Here is a 16,464-nt window from a genome sequence, read left to right as displayed (position 1 = left end):
GGTTTGTTTGAGCGCGTGCTTGCGGTATCCTGCGTCCTTCATCTAGCAAACGACAGCCGTAATATGAGCGTTCAAAGATTTTCCACATACATGGCGATGCTGGCTCTATGCCTCATCACCATCCTGCCTTTCGCCTCGCGCATTCACTATGTGCCGTTGCCGCAGTGGTTTGGCGAAATCAATGTGGTCTGGCTGCTGCTGGCGGCGGCGGTTTTCCTGTTGCCCAGCGGGGGATTGTTCCAGCGTATGCCGCGCAGCGCCTGGTGGTGTCTGGGCATGGGGCTGCTCTGGGCAGGGCAGCCGTTCTGGGTGGATGCGCTGTTCCCAGGGATGAATTACGCCACCGCCTTGGCCTGGCTGGCTGCGGCTTTGCTTGTGGCTGTCACCGTGTCTTTGCGCGAGGAAATGGGGGAGCGGCCATTTGCGGTTTGGTTGGCTTGGGCCTTGATCATTGGCGGTTTGGTGCAGGCGGCGATAGGCGTGGCTCAGCTGACGGGTTACGCCGCGGAGCTGGGCTTGTTCTACGATGGCTCTCACCCCACCAGCAATATCTTTGGTCATATCGGCCAACGCAATCAATACGCGCATTATTTGATGTGGTCGGTGGTGGCTGGGGTGTACTTGTATGCGGCTGACCGGCTGCCACGCTGGGGCTTGGCTATTCTCGTGCTTGGCCTGGCTTTGATGCTGGGGTGGGCGGGTTCGCGCACCATTCTGTTGTACCTGGTGGCCCTGTCCGGGTTGGCGGCGCTCTGGCATTGGCGCATTGGCAGCGCGGAGTCGCGCCGCATGCTGTGGGCGATGTGGCTGTCTTGTCTGGTAGTGTTGGCGATGCAGTTCGCCCTGCCTTGGTTCAATCAGTTGATTTCCTGGCTGACGCATGAAAACTTGCAAAACACTTCCGGTCTCGCCCGCTTGGCGGCTAACGGCGACGATATGGGGTCGCGGCGCTTCGCTGAAATGCATAAAGCATGGCTGAGCTTCCAGTCGCATCCGCTGACGGGGGTGGGTTGGTCGCAGTTTGCCGCGGAGAGTGTGCGTTTGCAGCCGCTGCCGCAATTCGCCGCATCCGGTTTCAACAGCGGTTTGTTCACCAACTCCCATAACCTGATCCTGCAATTGCTGGCCGAGATGGGGGGCGTGGCCACTTTGCTGATCGTCGGCGGCTTTGTCTGGGTGCTGTGGCCGTTCTTTGGTCGTCGCGCCACCCTGGAAGGGGTGTTGGCCTTGGGCTGCTTGGCAGTGACCCTGACGCACAGCATGCTCGAGTATCCGCTGTGGTATTACTACTTCCTGGCGATGCTGGTGATCTTCGCCGCGATGGCGCCGCGGGGTGATCGTCAGCTGGCATGGCCGCTGCGTCTGCCATTGTTCGCGGCGCTGGTTTGGGTGGGTTGGCTGTCAATCAGTAGTCTGTCGATGTTCTGGGAGCTGGTGGGTCTTTATACGCCGACTAATGATGCCAAGCGCGATGCTGCGAGAATGGAGCGGCTGATCGAGATCGCCGACACTAAACCGTTATTCGCCTACCACGCGCTTTACACCGTGGATGACTACTTGAAAGTTGGGCCGGAGCAACTAGAGCGTAAATTGGCGCTGGAGAACCGGCTAACCGCATTCCGTCCCTATCCGGAAGTGATGTTGAAACGCGCGCAGCTGGAGGTGTTGGCCGGAAAACAAGCTAAGGCGGAGCAGACCCTGCGGACGACGCTGGCCTCTTTTCCGACTTACGCCGGTGTGTTCCTGAATACCCTGGATGACGATAGGGCGGAATGGGAACCTCTGCGCGTGGTGGCTCGCGCAGCTTACGCCAAGTTGCCGGCCAAGTACCAGACCATGCCCGAATAAGCCCCTTCGATGATGGGACACAAAAAAACCACAGGCCTTGGCCTGTGGTTTTTTATTGAGCGGGGAAGGGTTCAGCCTTCGATCACCACGCCCTGACTGAGCGCGGTCTTCATCTTGCCCAGTGCCTTGGCCTCAATCTGACGGATACGCTCAGCGGATACGCCGAATTCGGCTGCCAGCTCATGCAGCGTGGAGCCGCTGTCGTCGGCTAGCCAGCGCGCTTCAACGATGCGGCGGCTGCGCGGGTCCAGAGTGGCCAAGGCCTGCTGCAGGCCTTCGGTCTGCAGATGGTCGAACGCGCGGCGTTCAAGCTCGCGGGTTGGCTCATTGTGATGGTCCGCCAGCCAGTCGATCGGCGCGTAGCCGTCGTCGTCATTGTCGTCAGCCAGCAAGGCGACGTCCTGGCCGCTCATACGGGTTTCCATTTCGCGGACTTCTTCCGGCTTGACGCCTAGATCGGCTGCGATTTGGCGGGCCTCGTTTTCCGACAGCGCGGAGAAACTGCTCTTCATGCTGCGCAAATTAAAGAACAACTTACGCTGAGGCTTGGTGGTGGCAATGCGCACCAAGCGCCAGTTGCGCAGGATGAATTCGTGAATCTCGGCCTTGATCCAGTGCACGGCAAAAGAGAACAGGCGCACGCCGCGATCGGGTTCGAAGCGCTTGACGGCCTTCATCAGGCCAATATTGCCTTCTTGAATCAAGTCGGCTTGCGGCAAACCGTAACCGGAGTAGCCGCGGGAAATTGATACCACCACGCGCAGGTGCGAGAGCACCAGCTGGCGCGCGGCTTCCAGGTCGTTTTGCTCCTGAAAGCGCGTTGCAAGCTCGTTTTCCTGCTCAGGCGTCAGCATGGGTACGCTGTTAACAGCTTGGATGTATTGCTCCAGGCTGCCGCTGGTGGACGGGACGGGCAAAGCAAATGTTGTGGTCATCTGTATAACTACCTCCTTGGGTAGTGATATGTTAGCACTCGTATATGGAGAGTGCTAGCAATGAAAGGTTCCAGCGTCAATGATTTTTCCTATCGGCTCGATAGTAACGCAGCCGATGCGCCGACGCTGTCTGCTCTGATTAACAGTTGTTGCGCCGCTTACATGCGCTGGCAAGCGGCCGCGTGTCATTTGGGTTCTATCTTGCGTAGATGATGGTCGGAAGCGAGGCGGGCGCCCAGCATCGCCAGTAGGGCGGAGACGGCGACGGCGACGGCCAGTTCGACCGGGCTCAGATTGCGCAGCTCCACCCGTTCGCCGTACAACTGGGCGAATTCGCGAATCGCCGGGTTGGCGACCGAGGTCAACCAGCCTGTCAGCGCCCAAGCGGCCAAGCCAGCCAGGATGCCTTGCCACATCGCGTGGTACATGAAAGGGCGGCGGATGAAACTGTCCGGCGCGCCTATCAATTTAGAGACCTCGATTTCGTCCTGCCGCGCCAGGATCTGCATGCGGATTGCGTTATTGGTCACCAGCACCAGCGCCAGTCCCAGGGCGATGCCCATGAACCAGGTCAGATGCTTGCCCATTTCCACCATGCCGTACAGGCGCTTTGCCCAGTCTGCGTCGAACTGCGCTTGTTCCACCATGGGCAGGCCGGACAGTTCCTTTTGCAGCATCTCCAATTCGCGGGGCTCTAGCGCCTTAGGCGTGACGACGAAGGCGTCCGGCAGCGGGTTGCTGTCCAGGCCATCGGCCAAACCCGGCAGGCCGTTGCGTTTCTCCATGTCCGCCAGCGCCTTGTTCTTGCTGACGAAGCTGTAGCTCTTGACCTTGGGGTGATGGGTCAAGGTGGAAGTGACCGCGGCGAGATCCGCTTCTTCCGATGACTGCTCCATGAACAAGGTGATTTGCGGCGTGGCGCTCAAGCGGCCCACCCAGTCCTGCACGCTGCTGACGGTCAAATAAAGCGAGAGCGGCAAGGCCAGCGCCAGCGACAGCATCAGCAAGGTCAAAAAGCTGCCGAAAGGTTGGCGCAAAATTTTGATCAGCGCTTGCTTGGCGCTTTGCCAGTTCAGATAGAGATAATGTTTCATGCGGCAAATTGTCCTTCCCGCAGGCGAATGATTCGGCGGCCGTAGTCTTCCATCAGGGTTTCATCGTGAGCGGAGATGAGCACCGTGACGCCCACCTGATGGAAGGATTTGAACAATTCCATGATGTCCAGCGCATAAGCGCGATCCAGATTGGCCGAGGGTTCGTCGGCCAGCAGGATGCTGGGGCGGTGCACCACGGCTCGGGCGATGCACAGGCGCTGTTGTTCGCCGCCTGACAGACGGATCGGCATGCTCTTTTCCTTGCCGAGCAAACCAACCTTGTCCAGCGCTGCGCGCACGCGCTTGGCGGCGTCGCGGCGGTCAAAGCCGATAATGTCCAAGGGCAGCATCACATTGTCGAACACACTGCGATCGAACAGGATCTTGTGATCCTGGAAGACAAGGCCGATGTGTTGGCGCACGTAGGGAATCTGGCTGGAGCGCAGCTTGGACAGATTCTGGCCGTTGACCACCACGCCGCCCGCAGTGGCGCGCTCTATGCCGGCGATGAGCTTGAGCAAGGTGGATTTGCCTGCGCCGGAGTGGCCGGCGAGAAAGACCATCTCACCGGTATCAATGTTGAAAGACAGGTTTTTCAGAGCTTCGTTGCCACCTGGGTAGCGCTTGGTGACCTGGTCGAACTGGATCATTATTCTGTTCCCGCGTTAGCTGGTGACGGCAAGAGTGAGAGCTTGCAATGGCTGATGCGTTCAGTCGAACAGCGCGTCGATGTAGTCCTTGGCCTTGAACGGCCGCAGGTCGTCTATGCTTTCGCCCACGCCGACAAAGCGCAGCGGAACGGGGCGTTGCTTGGCGATGGCCGCGATTACGCCGCCCTTGGCGGTGCCGTCCAGCTTGCTCAAGATTAGCCCGGTCAGGCCGAGGGCGTCGTCAAAAGTCTTGACCTGAGTGATGGCGTTCTGGCCGATATTGGCGTCCAGAACCAGGATGATTTCATGCGGCGCGTCCGGCAAAGCCTTTTGGATTACCCGCTTCACCTTCTTGATCTCTTCCATGAGGTGCAGTTGGGTGGGCAGGCGGCCCGCGGTATCTGCCAGCACGATGTCGATGCCGCGGGCGACCGCGGCTTGAATCGCGTCGTAGCAAACGGCTGCGGAGTCGCCCCCTTGCTGGGCGATCACGGTGACGTTGTTGCGCTCGCCCCAGGCCATCAGCTGTTCGCGCGCGGCGGCGCGGAAGGTGTCGCCGGCAGCCAGCAACACGCTCTTGCCCTGGCTTTGATAGTACTTGGCCAGCTTGCCTATCGATGTAGTCTTGCCGGCGCCGTTGACGCCGGCCATCATGATGACGAAGGGTTTCTTGCCGTTAACGTCCAGCGGTTTTTCCAGTGGCGAGATCAAATCGCTGAGCGACCCTTTCAATGCGTCTTTCAGTTCAGAAGCATCCTTCAGCCCTTTCAGCGAAACACGCTCGCGCACGTCGTCGAGCAGGTGCTGCGTGGCGTCCACCCCCATGTCGGCGGTGAGCAGAACGGTTTCCAGTTCCTCGTACAACTCTTCGTCGATCTTGCCGCCGCCAAACAGACCAGCCAGGGATTTCCCCAGCTTGTCGCGGGTTTTTGAGAGGCCGGCTTTCAGCCGTTCCGCCCAGCTCATTTTTTTCAGAGAAACCTGAGGGGGCTCGGGCGGCGTATCGGCGCGCGTCGAGGCTGGGACGGCTTCGGCGGGTGCTGCCGAGGAGTGCTGCGGCTCGGGCGCGCGTGTTTCCGGTTGTTGGATGGCAGGGGCGGCCACTTCGGGCGGGATGATGGTTTGAGCGTCGGCCGCAGGCTCCGTTTGGACTGTTGTCGGGGGCGTGGGCTCGGACTGGGGTTTTCTTTTGAAGAAGCTAAACATGCGTTAAGGCCGGCAGAATTCGGTAAATGGCTAAATTGTATCCTCAAATGGAGATGCGTACCCAATTGTTGCAGCGCAGAGGCGGGTGGGGCTATGGGATCGTTGAAATCTATATATAAGGAATAGATGGTTTTTTGTGGCGCGAGGTGCGACAGATAGCGGCCGGTTTGCGCGACAATGAGGCGCAATGACGCGGATCGGGTTACACTCAGCCCCTTGTTTTTTGAGCTTGGAATTATGAGTCAGTCGCGTAACACGGTCAGAATCATAGGTGGTGAGTATCGTCGCCGGCTATTGCCGTTTCCCGACGCTCAGGGTTTGCGGCCAACGCCGGACCGTGTGCGGGAAACCTTGTTCAATTGGTTGGGCCAGCAACTGTACGGCAAATCCTGTCTGGATCTCTTCGCCGGCAGCGGGGCGCTGGGCTTCGAGGCGGCTTCTCGCGAAGCGCGTCGCGTGGTGATGGTGGAGAAGTCCCGCACGGTGGCCGAGTCCCTAAAGGCCAACCGGCAATTGTTGTCGGCTGCTAGCATCGATGTGGCGCAGTTCGACGCCTTGGCGTATCTGAAGGCCTGTCGGGAGCGTTTTGACGTCGTTTTCGTCGATCCGCCGTTTGACTCCGATTTGCTGGCCCAGGTTTTGCCTATGCTGGCTCAAGTGATGAGCGAGGACGGTCTGGCATATATCGAGAGCCGCCGCTGGCCCGAGGAATTGCCGGGCTGGGAGGTGCTGAAGCGGGCTAAGGCCGGCCAGGTGCATTACGGTTTGTTGCGCCGGGCGGCGGAGCCAGGCTGAGCGGTTTGTTCGCCGCGCTCTCATAAATATATAACGGGGCGAACTTGCGAGCCCGACTGTCGGGTGACAGAATTCATGCTGTGGAATACTTGAGGAATTTACTATGTCTTTGATGATTACCGACGAATGCATCAACTGCGACGTCTGTGAGCCGGAGTGCCCCAATAACGCGATTTCCCAGGGTGAGGAAATCTATCAAATCGACCCCAATCTGTGCACCCAGTGCGTTGGCCACTACGACGAGCCGCAATGCCAGCAGGTCTGTCCGGTCGATTGCATCCCCCTGGATCCGTCTCACGAGGAGACGCAGGAGGCGTTGCATCAGAAGTATCTGCGGATTTCTGGGCAGGCGTGAACTGCTAAGCTTTTGAATTTATTGAAAGCGCCCCAGGCTTGCCGGGGCGCTTTGCTTTTGTCGGCAAAATAATTGGAAAAAAATGCAAAAACCGGTTGACGGCCATCGGGGCTATCTATAATATTCGGGTCTCTTTCAGGAGGGATTCCCGAGCGGTCAAAGGGATCAGACTGTAAATCTGACGGCTCAGCCTTCGAAGGTTCGAATCCTTCTCCCTCCACCAGAATTTAGCGTCTTGGCGTGTGCGACGAAAGTTGCTCGAGGTTGTTGTTGCAGGCGGGTGTAGCTCAATGGTAGAGCAGAAGCCTTCCAAGCTTACGACGAGGGTTCGATTCCCTTCACCCGCTCCAAGCGTGTAGCCTGTTTGAAGGGCCCATGTAGCTCAGGGGTAGAGCACTCCCTTGGTAAGGGAGAGGTCGGCAGTTCAATTCTGCCCATGGGCACCACCATTTACTTTGTGTTGTTTCGTATCCAGGAAATTTTGCCATGGCTAAGGAAAAGTTCGAGCGGACTAAACCGCACGTAAACGTCGGCACCATCGGTCACGTGGACCATGGTAAAACCACTCTGACCGCTGCTATCACCACTATTCTGTCGAAGAAGTTCGGTGGCGAAGCCAAAGACTACTCCCAGATCGACAGCGCGCCGGAAGAGAAGGCTCGCGGTATTACCATTAATACCGCTCACGTAGAATACGAAACCGAGTCCCGTCACTACGCTCACGTAGACTGCCCGGGTCACGCCGACTACGTTAAGAACATGATTACCGGTGCTGCCCAGATGGACGGCGCTATCCTGGTGTGCTCGGCCGCTGACGGTCCGATGCCGCAAACCCGCGAACACATCCTGCTGTCCCGTCAGGTTGGCGTTCCGTACATCATCGTGTTCCTGAACAAGGCCGACTTGGTGGACGACGCTGAGCTGCTGGAACTGGTTGAAATGGAAGTTCGCGATCTGCTGTCTTCCTACGACTTCCCGGGTGATGACACCCCGGTGGTGATCGGCTCCGCTCGTCTGGCGCTGGAAGGCGACCAGTCCGAATACGGCGAACCGGCCATCTTCAAGCTGGCGGCTGCTCTGGATTCCTACATTCCGACTCCGGAACGCGCCATCGACAAGCCGTTCCTGCTGCCGATCGAGGACGTGTTCTCGATCTCCGGTCGCGGCACCGTGGTAACCGGTCGCGTAGAGCGCGGCATTGTTAAAGTCGGCGAAGAGCTGGAAATCGTGGGCCTGAAGGCAACCGCGAAGACCACTTGCACCGGCGTGGAAATGTTCCGCAAGCTGCTGGACCAAGGTCAAGCCGGCGACAACGTTGGCGTGCTGCTGCGCGGCACCAAGCGTGAAGACGTTGAGCGTGGCCAGGTGTTGGCCAAGCCGGGTACCATCACCCCGCACACCAAGTTCGGCGCTTCCGTGTACGTGCTGAGCAAAGACGAAGGTGGCCGTCACACCCCGTTCTTCGCGAACTACCGTCCGCAGTTCTACTTCCGCACCACCGACGTAACGGGCGCAGTAACCCTGTCGGAAGGCGTTGAAATGGTAATGCCGGGCGATAACGTGGAAATCACCGTTGAGCTGATCGCTCCGATCGCCATGGAAGAAGGTCTGCGTTTCGCCATCCGCGAAGGCGGCCGTACCGTCGGCGCCGGCGTTGTTGCCAAGATCATTGCTTAATTAAAGTTTAAAGGCCAGTAGCTCAATTGGTAGAGTATCGGTCTCCAAAACCGAGGGTTGGGGGTTCGAGACCCTCCTGGCCTGCCAATTAAGACCAGCCGGCGCTTGTGCGCCGGTTGGTCTTTTGTCGCATACGCGCATTGAGAAGATATCGACATGGAAATGCAAGATAAAATCAAGCTGGCGCTGGCCGGTTTGCTGGTGGCGGCTGGTATCGTCGGCTTTTACATGATTCCGGCGGATCAGGGTATTTTGCGCGCGCTTTCGTTTGTGGCCGGTGTGGTTCTGGCGGTTGGAGTGATCTGGTTGTCGCAGCCGGGGAAGAGTTTTGTCTCTTACGCCAATGAGTCTCTGGTTGAGGCGCGCAAGGTGGTGTGGCCGACTCGCAAAGAGGCGATGCAGATGACCGGCATGGTGTTTGTTTTCGTGCTGGTGCTGGCCTTGTTCATGTGGTTGGTGGACTCCAGTCTGTCTTGGTTGTTTTATGATGTGATTCTTGGTCGAGGTAAATAATGGCAATGCGCTGGTATGTGGTTCACGCTTACTCGGGCTTTGAAAAGAGCGTGCAAAAGGCGCTGCGCGAGCGCATTGAGCGTTCTGACGTCGCCGATCAGTTTGGCCAGATTCTGGTGCCGGTAGAGGAAGTTGTTGACGTGAAGAACGGTCGACGCTCCATTACCGAGCGCAAGTTTTTCCCGGGTTATGTGTTGGTTGAGATGGAAATGACCGACGATACCTGGCACCTGGTTAAGAGCACTCCGAAGGTGACCGGCTTTGTTGGCGGTACCGCCAATCGCCCTGCGCCGATTTCCAAGAAGGAAGTCGAGGCCATCATGCAGCAGATGCAAGAGGGTGTGGAGAAGCCGAAGCCGAAAGTTCTGTTTGAGGTGGGTGAGAAGGTGCGCGTCATCGACGGCCCGTTCAATGACTTCAATGGTTCCGTGGATGAGGTGAACTACGAGCGCAACAAGCTGCGAGTGTCGGTGCAGATTTTTGGTCGCGACACCCCTGTTGAGCTCGAATTCAGTCAGGTTGAAAAGTTGTAAGCCTGCCTCTTGGCAAGTGTTTTTTAGGCGTGTATACTGTTGCGCTTTCGTCGGGAAGCGAGTTGACGCTCGCGTTATACCCAAACTAGGAGTTTAATCGTGGCAAAGAAAATTGTCGGCTATATCAAGCTGCAAGTGCCCGCTGGTAAAGCCAATCCGTCGCCGCCGATCGGCCCGGCTCTGGGTCAGCGTGGTTTGAACATCATGGAATTCTGCAAGGCGTTCAACGCCGCGACTCAAGGCGTTGAGCCGGGTCTGCCGATTCCTGTGGTGATTACCGCATTCGCGGACAAGTCTTTCACCTTCATCATGAAGACCCCGCCGGCCACCATCCTTCTGAAGAAGGCTGCTGGCATCAAGTCCGGCTCCGCTAAGGCGCATGTGGACAAGGTGGGTAAAGTGACTCGCGCTCAGCTGGAAGAAATCGCTAAGACCAAGCAGCCGGACCTGACCGCTGCCGATCTTGACGCCGCTGTTCGCACCATCGCCGGCTCCGCCCGTTCGATGGGTCTGGAAGTGGAGGGCGTGTAATGGCTAAGGTTTCCAAGCGCTTGCAAGCTCTGAAGGCTAGCGTTGATCGCAATAAGCTGTACGCAATTGACGAAGCGATTTCCCTGGTGAAAGCCGCCGCCACCGCCAAGTTCGACGAGTCTATCGACATCGCCGTAAACCTGGGCGTGGACCCGCGCAAATCCGACCAAGTGGTTCGTGGTTCCGTGGTTCTGCCGCGCGGCACCGGCAAGTCGGTACGTGTTGCCGTGTTTGCCCAAGGCGCGAACGCTGAAGCCGCTAAAGCCGCTGGCGCCGAAGTCGTTGGTTTCGACGACCTGGCCGAGCAGGTTAAAGCCGGCAACCTGGATTTCGACATCGTGATCGCCTCCCCGGACGCCATGCGCGTTGTGGGTCAGCTGGGTCAGATCCTGGGCCCGCGCGGCCTGATGCCGAACCCGAAGGTTGGCACCGTGACCCCGAGCGTAGCCGAGGCCGTGAAAAACGCCAAGGCCGGTCAGGTTCAATACCGTACCGACAAGGCCGGTATCGTTCACGCCACCATCGGTCGCGCTTCCTTCGAAGCCGAAGCTCTGCGTGAAAACTTCTCCGCTCTGGTTGATGCCTTGGTGAAAGCCAAGCCGGCAGCTTCCAAGGGCGTGTATCTGAAAAAGATCGCCGTATCCAGCACCATGGGTGTCGGCGCTCGTGTAGATACCAACTCGATCAGCGCTTAATCGCTGTTTGAGTTTGGCGGGACGGTTCGCCGTCTCGCCAAGGCTTTGGGCTGGCAAGCTTGCTTGTCAGGTTGTCAAAGACCGTAGGCGCCGTAAGGCTTAATCGCAGATTTGCTTGTATGGGAGTCCGCAACCTACGCAGATGGTGTACCCGAAACAGGCTTCTGAACAAAGTTCAAGCTCATGTAGCTCAGGGGTAGAGCACTCCCTTGGTAAGGGAGAGGTCGGCGGTTCAATTCCGCCCATGAGCACCAGTTCTTTATGATGTCTCCTGATGTAGGTCGCCGCTGCAAAGCGAAGCGAAAATCCTTTCGCTTCATTTCAGTCTAGGAGGTAGACCTTGAGTCTCAATATCGAAGATAAAAAGGCGGTCGTAGCTGAAGTATCTGCCACGCTGGCAGACGCTCAGACCCTCGTTATCGCTGAATATCGGGGCATCGAGGTAAGCAGCATGACCAAACTCCGCGCTCAGGCGCGCGAGAATGGCGTATACCTGCGCGTTCTGAAGAACACGCTGGTGCGCCGTGCTGTGGAAGGCACTCCGTTTGCCGGTCTGGCTGACCAAATGGTCGGCCCGCTGGTTTACGCTGTTTCCGCCGACCCGGTAGCTGCTGCCAAGGTGCTGCATCAATATGCCAAGGCTGACGACAAAATCATCGTCAAGGCAGGTTCCTACGATGGCCAGGTGCTGAACGCCGCTCAGGTTGCTGAGCTTGCGTCCATCCCGAGCCGCGAAGAACTGCTGTCCAAGCTTCTCTACGTTATGCAGGCTCCGGTCGCTGGCTTCGCCCGCGCGCTGGCCGCCCTGTCCGACAAGAAGCAAGCCGAAGCCGCTTAACTTATTTGATTCTTATAGAATTCAGGAGATTTTCACATGGCAATCACCAAAGAAGACATCCTCGAGGCCGTTGCTGGTCTGACCGTGATGGAACTGAACGACCTGGTTAAGGCGTTCGAAGAGAAGTTCGGCGTTTCCGCCGCTGCTGTTGCTGTTGCTGGCCCGGCTGGCGCCGGCGCTGCTGCCGCTGATGAAAAAACCGAGTTTGACGTTATCCTGACTGGCGCTGGCGACAACAAGGTTGGCGTGATCAAGGTTGTGCGCGCAATCACCGGTCTGGGCCTGAAAGAAGCCAAAGACCTGGTTGACGGCGCTCCGAAAGCCCTGAAAGAAGGCGTGGCGAAGGCTGAAGCCGACGACATCCTGAAACAGCTGACCGAAGCCGGTGCTAAGGCTGAAATCAAATAATCTTCTTTGAAAAAAGAGGGTGAGGCTGGCGGAGTAATCCGCCAGCCTTATTGCGCTTGTAGTTGGCCGAAACGAAGAAGGTAAAAGCCAGCAATTATTGAGCGTGGCTGCTGACTTTTGGTTTCTTGCTTGCGCCACCCCACCTCGATGGAGACTCTATGAGTTATTCGTTTACTGAGAAGAAGCGTATTCGTAAAAGTTTTGCGAAGCGTGCCAGTGTTCTCGATGTCCCATTCCTGTTGGCGACCCAGATTGATTCCTACACCGAATTTCTCCAGTTGGGTGTGCCGCTTGACCAGCGTAGGGATGTGGGCCTTCAGGCTGCGTTCAAATCGATCTATCCGATCATCAGCCACAATGGCTACGCGCGTCTGGATTTCGCTCATTACATCTTGGGCGAGCCGCCGTTCGACGTGCAGGAGTGCCAGCTGCGCGGCATCACTTACGCCGCTCCGCTGCGCGCGCGCATCCGCCTGACCATTTTCGATAAAGAGTCTTCCAAGCCTGTAGTGAAGGAAGTGCGCGAGAACGAAGTGTACATGGGCGAGATTCCGCTGATGACGACCAATGGTTCGTTCATCATCAACGGTACCGAGCGCGTCATCGTTTCTCAGTTGCACCGTTCCCCGGGCGTTTTCTTCGAGCACGACCGCGGCAAGACTCATTCCTCCGGCAAGCTGCTGTTCTCCGCCCGCGTGATTCCTTACCGCGGTTCCTGGCTGGACTTCGAGTTTGATCCGAAAGACCTGCTGTACTTCCGTATTGACCGTCGCCGCAAGATGCCGGTGACCATTCTGCTGAAGGCGCTGGGTTACACCAACGAAGAAATCCTGTCCGAGTTCTACAGCTTCGATACCTTCTATCTGACCAAAGGCGGCGTGTTCATGCGCGTGGTGCCGGATCGTCTGAAGGGTGAAGTGGCCAAGTTCGACATCGTTGCCGCCGATGGCAAGCTGATCGTGGCCAAGGACAAGCGCATCACCGCCAAGCACATCCGCGACATCCAGACTGCTGAGCTGGATCGCATAGAAGTGCCGGCCGACGCGTTGCTGGGCAAGGTGCTGGCGCACAATGTCGCCAATACCGATACCGGTGAACTGATTGCGCGCGCCAACGACGAGATCACCGAGGAAGTGCTGGCCAAGCTGGCGCTGGCGGACATCCAGCAGGTGGAAGTGCTGTTCACCAATGACCTGGACCAGGGCTCCTATATCTCGCAGACCCTGCGCGCCGACGATATTCAGGACCAGCTGCAAGCTCGCGTGGCGATCTACCGCATGATGCGCCCGGGCGAACCGCCGACTGAAGACGCGGTGGAGGCGTTGTTCCAGCGCCTGTTCTTCAGCGAAGAAACCTACGATCTGTCGCGCGTGGGCCGCATGAAGTTCAGCTCGCGCACTTATCAATACAAGTTCGACGACAAGACTCCGGAGTGGTTCAAGGTCCTGATCGGCGAGAAGTTCGCCGGCCGTCGCGATGTGATGGAAGGCACGCTGTCGACTGAAGACATCGTTTCCGTGATCGCCATCCTGACCGAGCTGCGCAATGGCCGCGGCGAAGTGGACGACATCGATCACTTGGGCAACCGTCGCGTGCGTTCGGTGGGCGAATTGGCCGAGAACCAATTCCGTGCCGGTCTGGTGCGCGTCGAACGCGCGGTCAAGGAGCGTCTGAACCAGGCGGAATCCGACAACCTGATGCCACATGACCTGATCAATGCCAAGCCGGTATCCGCCGCGATCAAGGAATTCTTTGGTTCCTCGCAGCTGTCCCAGTTCATGGATCAGACCAACCCGCTGTCCGAGATCACCCACAAGCGCCGCGTATCGGCCCTGGGCCCGGGCGGTTTGACCCGCGAACGCGCCGGCTTCGAAGTGCGAGACGTGCATCCGACCCACTATGGCCGTGTATGCCCGATCGAAACGCCGGAAGGTCCGAACATTGGTCTGATCAACTCGCTGTCGGTGTTTGCGCGCACCAACGAGTTCGGCTTCCTGGAAACGCCGTACCGCAAAGTGGTGGACAGCAAGGTCACCAACGAGATCGATTACCTGTCTGCGATCGAAGAAGGCCGCTACGTGATTGCTCAGGCCAACGCCGAGCTGAGCGAAGAGGGCAAGCTGATCGACGAGCTGGTGACCTGCCGCGAAAAGGGTGAAACCATTCTGGCGACCCCGGACCGCGTACAGTACATGGACGTGGCCACTGGCCAAGTGGTATCCGTTGCCGCCTCGCTGATTCCGTTCCTGGAGCACGATGACGCCAACCGCGCATTGATGGGCGCCAACATGCAACGCCAGGCCGTGCCTTGCCTGCGTCCGGAAAAAGCTCTGGTGGGCACCGGTATCGAGCGCTCGGTGGCGGTAGACTCCGGCACCACCGTCGTGGCGCGCCGTGGCGGCGTGGTCGACTATGTCGATGCCGGCCGTGTGGTGATTCGCGTCAATGACGAGGAAGCGACCGCGGGCGAAGTGGGTGTGGATATCTACAATCTGACCAAGTTCACCCGTTCCAACCAGAACACCAACATCAACCAGCGTCCGATCGTGAAAGTGGGCGACCGCATCGCGCGCGGCGACGTGGTGGCCGACGGCGCCTCCACCGACCTGGGCGAGCTGGCGCTGGGTCAGAACATGACCATCGCCTTCATGCCGTGGAACGGTTACAACTACGAGGACTCGATCCTGATCTCGGAGAAGCTGGTCGCCGAAGACCGCTACACCTCGATCCATATCGAAGAACTGTCTGTGGTTGCCCGCGACACCAAGCTGGGACCTGAGGAAATCACCCGCGACATCCCGAACCTGTCCGAGCGCATGGCCGGCCGTCTGGATGAATCCGGCATTGTGTACATCGGCGCCGAAGTTGAGGCGGGCGACGTGCTGGTGGGCAAGGTGACGCCTAAGGGCGAAACCCAGCTGACGCCGGAAGAGAAGCTGCTGCGCGCGATTTTCGGCGAGAAGGCTTCCGACGTGAAGGACACCTCGCTGCGCGTGCCGACCGGCACCGTGGGCACGGTGATCGACGTTCAGGTGTTCACCCGCGAAGGCATCGAGCGCGACAAGCGCGCTCAGTCCATCATTGATTCGGAACTGAAGCGCTATCGTCTGGACCTGAACGACCAGCTGCGTATTTTCGACAACGACGCCTTCAGCCGTATTGAGCGTTTGATCGTGGGCAAGGTCGCCAACGGCGGTCCGAAGCGCCTGATGAAGGGCACTGTGATCGATCAGGAGTACCTGGCCGACCTGCCGTCCAAGCATGATTGGTTCGACATCCGCATGTCGGATGAAGACATCGCCAAGCAGCTGGAACTGATCAAGGAAAGCCTGGCGCAGAAGCGCGAAGAATTCGATCTCAAGTTCGAAGACAAAAAGCGCAAGCTGACCCAGGGCGATGAACTGCCGCCGGGCGTGCAAAAGATGGTCAAGGTATATCTGGCCGTTAAGCGCCGCCTGCAGGCGGGCGACAAGATGGCCGGCCGCCACGGTAACAAGGGTGTGGTGTCGCGTATTCTGCCGATCGAAGACATGCCGTACATGGGCGACGGTCGTCCGGTCGACATCGTGCTGAACCCGCTGGGCGTACCGTCGCGTATGAACATCGGTCAGATCCTGGAAGTGCATCTGGGCTGGGCCGCCAAGGGTATTGGCGAGCGCATTGACCGCATGGTCAAGGAGCAGCAGTCCGCCGCCGAGATCCGTGGCTACCTGGAGCGCATCTACAACGAAGCCGGCAAGGCCGAAGACATCGCTTCGCTGAGCGAGGACGAGGTCCTGTCCCTGGCGGACAACCTGCGCAAGGGCATGCCGTTCGCCACGCCGGTATTCGACGGCGCCAAGGAGACCGAGATCAAGCACATGCTGGATCTGGCCTATCCGGAAGACGACCCGCTGACCCAGAAAATGGGCTTTAATGAGTCCAAGACTCAGATGACCTTGTACGATGGCCGCTCCGGCGAAGCTTTCGACCGCAAGGTCACCGTGGGCGTGATGCACTACCTGAAGCTGCATCACCTGGTCGACGACAAGATGCACGCGCGTTCCACCGGCCCGTACTCGCTGGTGACCCAGCAGCCGCTGGGCGGTAAGGCCCAGTTCGGCGGCCAGCGTTTCGGTGAGATGGAGGTGTGGGCGCTGGAAGCTTACGGCGCCGCCTACACTCTGCAGGAAATGCTGACCGTGAAGTCGGACGATGTGACCGGTCGTACCAAGGTGTACGAGAACATCGTGAAGGGCGAGCACAAGATCGATGCCGGCATGCCGGAATCCTTCAACGTGCTGGTGAAGGAAATCCGTTCGCTCGGCCTCGACATGGACCTGGAACGTTATTGATTGGGTTGAATGGGCGCGGCAAACCGCCGCGCCTGTCCCCTGACTGGAGACG

General features: G+C 58.5%; 15 protein-coding genes and 5 tRNA genes. 16 read left to right on the top strand and 4 right to left on the bottom strand.

Going from position 1 to position 16,464, the window contains the following annotated elements:
* Nucleotides 1–63 precede the first annotated feature (63 nt).
* The gene (locus DXT74_RS00695; RefSeq protein ID WP_194427087.1) at nucleotides 64–1,848 is read left to right on the top strand and encodes a PglL family O-oligosaccharyltransferase; all 1,785 of its coding nucleotides are present in this window, start codon (nucleotides 64–66) and stop codon (nucleotides 1,846–1,848) included.
* A gap of 71 nt (nucleotides 1,849–1,919) precedes the next feature.
* Here the strand turns inward: DXT74_RS00695 and rpoH are convergent, their stop codons facing one another.
* From rpoH to ftsY, 4 genes are all read right to left on the bottom strand, one after another.
* Nucleotides 1,920–2,783, bottom strand: a complete 864-nt coding sequence (gene rpoH / locus DXT74_RS00690; RefSeq protein WP_019102027.1) for an RNA polymerase sigma factor RpoH — start codon at nucleotides 2,781–2,783, stop codon at nucleotides 1,920–1,922.
* 185 nt (nucleotides 2,784–2,968) lie between these two features.
* Nucleotides 2,969–3,877 carry a permease-like cell division protein FtsX gene (gene ftsX / locus DXT74_RS00685; RefSeq protein WP_019102028.1) on the bottom strand — a complete coding sequence of 303 codons (909 nt, stop codon included), beginning with the start codon at nucleotides 3,875–3,877 and terminating at the stop codon, nucleotides 2,969–2,971.
* Nucleotides 3,874–4,527 (bottom strand): cell division ATP-binding protein FtsE, encoded by a 654-nt coding sequence (gene ftsE / locus DXT74_RS00680; RefSeq protein ID WP_043592279.1) that lies wholly within the window; start codon nucleotides 4,525–4,527, stop codon nucleotides 3,874–3,876. The genes ftsX and ftsE overlap by 4 nt, the downstream gene beginning before the upstream one ends.
* A 60-nt stretch (nucleotides 4,528–4,587) precedes the next feature.
* A complete protein-coding gene (gene ftsY, locus DXT74_RS00675; protein ID WP_081555061.1) occupies nucleotides 4,588–5,733 on the bottom strand; it encodes a signal recognition particle-docking protein FtsY in 1,146 nt (381 codons plus the stop codon).
* A gap of 237 nt (nucleotides 5,734–5,970) precedes the next feature.
* Here ftsY and rsmD point away from each other — a divergent pair, with 237 nt between their 5' ends.
* The 15 genes from rsmD (at nucleotide 5,971) to rpoB (ending at nucleotide 16,412) form a co-directional block, all read left to right on the top strand.
* A complete protein-coding gene (rsmD, locus tag DXT74_RS00670) occupies nucleotides 5,971–6,528 on the top strand; it encodes a 16S rRNA (guanine(966)-N(2))-methyltransferase RsmD (RefSeq protein ID WP_043592276.1) in 558 nt (185 codons plus the stop codon).
* Nucleotides 6,529–6,631: 103 nt separating this feature from the next.
* A complete protein-coding gene (locus tag DXT74_RS00665) occupies nucleotides 6,632–6,883 on the top strand; it encodes a YfhL family 4Fe-4S dicluster ferredoxin (protein WP_019100314.1) in 252 nt (83 codons plus the stop codon).
* 138 nt (nucleotides 6,884–7,021) lie between these two features.
* Nucleotides 7,022–7,106, top strand: a tRNA-Tyr gene (locus DXT74_RS00660).
* A gap of 53 nt (nucleotides 7,107–7,159) precedes the next feature.
* Nucleotides 7,160–7,233: transfer RNA gene (locus DXT74_RS00655), tRNA-Gly, on the top strand.
* Nucleotides 7,234–7,254: 21 nt separating this feature from the next.
* Nucleotides 7,255–7,329 (top strand) — tRNA-Thr (locus tag DXT74_RS00650).
* Between the two features lie 40 nt (nucleotides 7,330–7,369).
* Nucleotides 7,370–8,560, top strand: a complete 1,191-nt coding sequence (tuf, locus tag DXT74_RS00645) for an elongation factor Tu (RefSeq protein ID WP_081555062.1) — start codon at nucleotides 7,370–7,372, stop codon at nucleotides 8,558–8,560.
* An 11-nt stretch (nucleotides 8,561–8,571) separates the two neighbouring features.
* Nucleotides 8,572–8,647: transfer RNA gene (locus DXT74_RS00640), tRNA-Trp, on the top strand.
* Nucleotides 8,648–8,716: 69 nt separating this feature from the next.
* Nucleotides 8,717–9,073 (top strand): preprotein translocase subunit SecE, encoded by a 357-nt coding sequence (gene secE, locus DXT74_RS00635; protein WP_081574308.1) that lies wholly within the window; start codon nucleotides 8,717–8,719, stop codon nucleotides 9,071–9,073.
* Nucleotides 9,073–9,606, top strand: a complete 534-nt coding sequence (gene nusG / locus DXT74_RS00630; RefSeq protein WP_043594671.1) for a transcription termination/antitermination protein NusG — start codon at nucleotides 9,073–9,075, stop codon at nucleotides 9,604–9,606. The genes secE and nusG overlap by 1 nt, the downstream gene beginning before the upstream one ends.
* Before the next feature lie 99 nt (nucleotides 9,607–9,705).
* Nucleotides 9,706–10,137, top strand: coding sequence for a 50S ribosomal protein L11 (rplK, locus tag DXT74_RS00625; protein WP_019100246.1), 432 nt, complete (start codon nucleotides 9,706–9,708; stop codon nucleotides 10,135–10,137).
* Entirely contained in the window at nucleotides 10,137–10,832 is a 696-nt protein-coding gene (rplA, locus tag DXT74_RS00620) for a 50S ribosomal protein L1 (RefSeq protein WP_194427086.1), read from the top strand. Before rplK ends, rplA begins: the two co-directional genes overlap by 1 nt.
* 179 nt (nucleotides 10,833–11,011) lie before the next feature.
* A tRNA-Thr gene (locus DXT74_RS00615) sits at nucleotides 11,012–11,086 on the top strand.
* Between the two features lie 86 nt (nucleotides 11,087–11,172).
* The gene (gene rplJ, locus DXT74_RS00610; RefSeq protein ID WP_039755753.1) at nucleotides 11,173–11,670 is read left to right on the top strand and encodes a 50S ribosomal protein L10; all 498 of its coding nucleotides are present in this window, start codon (nucleotides 11,173–11,175) and stop codon (nucleotides 11,668–11,670) included.
* Nucleotides 11,671–11,706: 36 nt separating this feature from the next.
* A complete protein-coding gene (gene rplL, locus DXT74_RS00605) occupies nucleotides 11,707–12,078 on the top strand; it encodes a 50S ribosomal protein L7/L12 (protein ID WP_194427085.1) in 372 nt (123 codons plus the stop codon).
* A 158-nt stretch (nucleotides 12,079–12,236) separates the two neighbouring features.
* Nucleotides 12,237–16,412: a DNA-directed RNA polymerase subunit beta gene (rpoB, locus tag DXT74_RS00600; protein ID WP_039755755.1), complete on the top strand. Its 4,176-nt coding sequence runs from the start codon at nucleotides 12,237–12,239 to the stop codon at nucleotides 16,410–16,412.
* Nucleotides 16,413–16,464 lie beyond the last annotated feature (52 nt).

The organism is Chromobacterium sp. Rain0013 (assembly GCF_015291765.1).
Lineage (GTDB): Bacteria > Pseudomonadota > Gammaproteobacteria > Burkholderiales > Chromobacteriaceae > Chromobacterium > Chromobacterium haemolyticum.
Note: the sequence above shows the minus strand (reverse complement) of the source record. Positions and strands in the feature narration are given on the sequence as shown.